4 protein-coding genes are annotated in these 2887 nt (G+C 73.2%); 1 reads left to right on the forward strand and 3 read right to left on the reverse strand.

What is annotated here, in order from left to right; all coding sequences use genetic code 11:
- On the reverse strand, positions 1 to 743 hold a 743-nt coding region (locus P1P75_RS40830), incomplete at its 3' end, for a BTAD domain-containing putative transcriptional regulator (protein ID WP_319264909.1).
- A 197-nt stretch (positions 744 to 940) separates the two neighbouring features.
- On the opposite strand from P1P75_RS40830, the gene P1P75_RS40835 reads away from it, so the two are divergent.
- Positions 941 to 1708, forward strand: coding sequence for a site-2 protease family protein (locus P1P75_RS40835; protein ID WP_319264912.1), 768 nt, complete (start codon positions 941 to 943; stop codon positions 1706 to 1708).
- Here P1P75_RS40835 and P1P75_RS40840 read toward each other — a convergent pair.
- Both P1P75_RS40840 and npdG read right to left on the reverse strand, forming a co-directional pair.
- Positions 1693 to 1869 (reverse strand): hypothetical protein, encoded by a 177-nt coding sequence (locus tag P1P75_RS40840; protein ID WP_319264915.1) that lies wholly within the window; start codon positions 1867 to 1869, stop codon positions 1693 to 1695. The genes P1P75_RS40835 and P1P75_RS40840 overlap by 16 nt on opposite strands.
- Positions 1870 to 1929: 60 nt before the next feature.
- The gene (gene npdG / locus P1P75_RS40845) at positions 1930 to 2646 is read right to left on the reverse strand and encodes an NADPH-dependent F420 reductase (RefSeq protein ID WP_319264917.1); all 717 of its coding nucleotides are present in this window, start codon (positions 2644 to 2646) and stop codon (positions 1930 to 1932) included.
- Between the last annotated feature and the right edge of the window lie 241 nt (positions 2647 to 2887).

The following is a 2887-nucleotide window of genomic DNA, read 5'->3' on the forward strand; positions in this document are numbered from 1 at the left end:
GGGGCCTGGGGTTCCGCGGGGCGGAGGAGCTCCGTGTACAGGGCGCGAAGTCCTGGCCCAGGGTCCGAGCCGAGGCGGTCCGCAAGCAGGCTCCGTACGGACTCGTAGGCGGCCAGGGCCTCGGCGGCGCGGCCCGCGTCGCGCAAGGCGCGCAGACGCAGGGCCTGGAGGGGCTCGTCCAGGGGGTGCGCGTCGCACAGGGCGGTCAGTTCGGGCAAGGACCGCTCGGCGTGGCCGAGGGCGAGGGCCGCGGCGTGGCGGGCGCGTACGGCGTCCAGGCGGCGGGCCTCCCGGCGGGCCGCCTCGGCGGTGCGGTCGGGCAGGTCGGCGAGGGCCGGGCCCTGCCACAGGGTGAGGGCGTCGTCGAGGAGGACGGCCGCCTCGGCGGGGTCGCCGTCGGTGAGCGCGCGCAGGCCGTCGGCGGTCAGCCGCTCGAAACGGTGCAGGTCGACGGCTTCGGGCGGGGCGGTGAGCCGGTAGCCGCCGTCCGCCGAGGCGATGGCGTCGGCGCCGACGGTCCGGCGCAGCCTGCCGACCAGCGCCTGGAGCGCGGCGGGCGCGTCGGCGGGCGGGTCACCGGCCCAGACCTCCTCCACCAGCAGATCCACGGGCACGGTCCGCCCGGCCCGCAGCGCCAGCACGGTCAGCAGCGCGCGCAGCCGCGCCCCGCCGACGGCGACGGGGGTGCCGTCGGTCCGGAGTGCCTGGGTGGTGCCGAGGATGCGATAGCGCACAAGGTCCATTCTCTCCGGTGGGTGCGGGAAGCGGCACAGGGGTTCGGCGGGGCGGCGTGGCGGGCGGGCGGTCGGTCGGGCCTGGGACGGATTGCCCCGCGTTGCCAGGAACCGATGACCGGCCGCGAGACGTTTTCCCCTTGCGCCCGGTACGGTCGGGCAGCCGGACACCCGGTTCCGACACCGCACCCCAGGAGCATCCGCTGATGACCACCGCCCTCTCCCGCCACAGCGACCGGCGGATCAGTCCCGTCTTCCTCGGGATACTGGCCGTCACGGCGGTCACGGGCTGGGCCACCTGGACCGGCTTCGCCGAGCAGCCCGGTGTGGCCGTGTTCCTGTTCGTGACCGGCGCCTGGATCGTCTCCCTCTGCCTGCACGAGTACGCGCACGCGCGCACCGCCCTGCACAGCGGCGACATCTCGGTGGGTACCAAGGGGTATCTGACGCTCAATCCTCTCGCCTATACGCACGCCCTGCTGAGCATCGTGCTCCCCGTGATCTTTGTGATCATGGGCGGGATCGGTCTGCCCGGCGGTGCCGTCTTCATCGAGCGCGGGCGGATCCGGGGGCGCTGGCGGCACAGTCTGATCTCGGCGGCCGGTCCGTTGACGAACGTCCTGTTCGCGATTGTCTGCACCGCCCCGTTCTGGCTGGACGCGCTGGACGGTGTGCCGGCCGACTTCCGGTTCGCGCTCGCCTTCCTCGCCCTGCTCCAGGTCACGGCGGCGATCCTGAACTTCCTGCCGGTGCCGGGCCTGGACGGCTACGGGATGATCGAGCCCTGGCTGTCGTACGACGTGAAGCGGCAGGTGGAGCCGTTCGCGCCGTTCGGGCTGCTGTTCGTGTTCGCGTTGCTGTGGGTGCCGACGGTGAACGGCGCGTTCTTCGACCTGGTGGACGCGGTCCTGCGGGGACTCGGCGTCAGCGACCAGGACGCGTCGTACGGGTACAGCCTCTACCGCTTCTGGTAGGCGCTGCGGCCCTGCTTCGCGTAGTACCAGCACATGTTGCTGGACAGCCCGGCCAGCAGCACCCACACGACGCCCAGGAAGCTGCCCTGGACGAAGGACACGACCGCCGCGGCGACGGCGAGGAGGCAGACGATCAGGGCGTAGAGGGCGAGGCGGGGCATGGGGGCGGTTCTCCTGTCGGGGGACACTGCTGACGTCGGCATCCAGTGTCCCCCATCGGCTCAGACGTCGGTGACGCGGAGCCCGGCGTGCGCCTTGTAGCGGCGGTTGACGGAGATCAGGTTGGCGACCAGGGACTCGACCTGGTGGGCGTTGCGCAGCCGCCCGGCGAAGACGCCCCGCATGCCGGGGATGCGGCCGGCCAGGGCCTGCACGATCTCCACGTCGGCGCGCTGCTCGCCCAGCACCATCACATCGGTGTCGATCTCGTCGATCTCCGGGTCCTGGAGGAGGACCGCCGAGAGGTGGTGGAAGGCGGCGGCGACACGCGAGCCGGGCAGCAGGGCGGCGGCCTGTTCGGCGGCGCTGCCCTCCTGCGGCTTCAGCGCGTAGGCGCCCTGCTTGTCGAAGCCGAGCGGGTTGACGCAGTCGACGACGAGCTTGCCCGTCAGTTCCTCGCGGAGCGACTCCAGGGTCTTGCCGTGGCCGTCCCACGGCACGGCGACGATCACGATGTCGCTGCGGCGGGCGGTCTCGGCGTTGTCGGCACCCTCGACGCCGTGTCCGAGTTCCTCGGCGGCGGCCTGCGCGCGGTCGGCGGCACGCGAGCCGATGATCACCTTCTGGCCGGCCTTGGCGAGTCGGTAGGCGAGGCCCTTACCCTGCGGTCCGGTGCCGCCGAGAACGCCGACGACCAGCCCGGAGACGTCGGGGAGGTCCCACGGGTCCTTGGCGGGGGCCTTCGCGGGAGCGTTGGGTGCACTGTCGGTAGAGGTCATGGGCCGACTGTAGACGGACCGGCGACGGGAGGGTGGGTGGCGGCCGTCACGGTCGGCGGGCGGGTCCCCAGGTCGGGGGAATCGGCGGCGAACGCCGGGCCGCGGGCGCCCGGTTGGGGCAGGATGCGGTCGCATGGACGCCGTACGGGTCGCGCTGCTGCGGGAAGTGCTCGCCGGCACGGAGTGGCTCGGGGCCACCCGCCGGTTCGCCGGGGTGCTGCGGGGGTCGGTGGTGGCACAC

The sequence above is a fragment of the Streptomyces sp. ID05-39B genome, assembly GCF_033794725.1.
GTDB classification, from domain to species: domain Bacteria; phylum Actinomycetota; class Actinomycetes; order Streptomycetales; family Streptomycetaceae; genus Streptomyces; species Streptomyces bobili.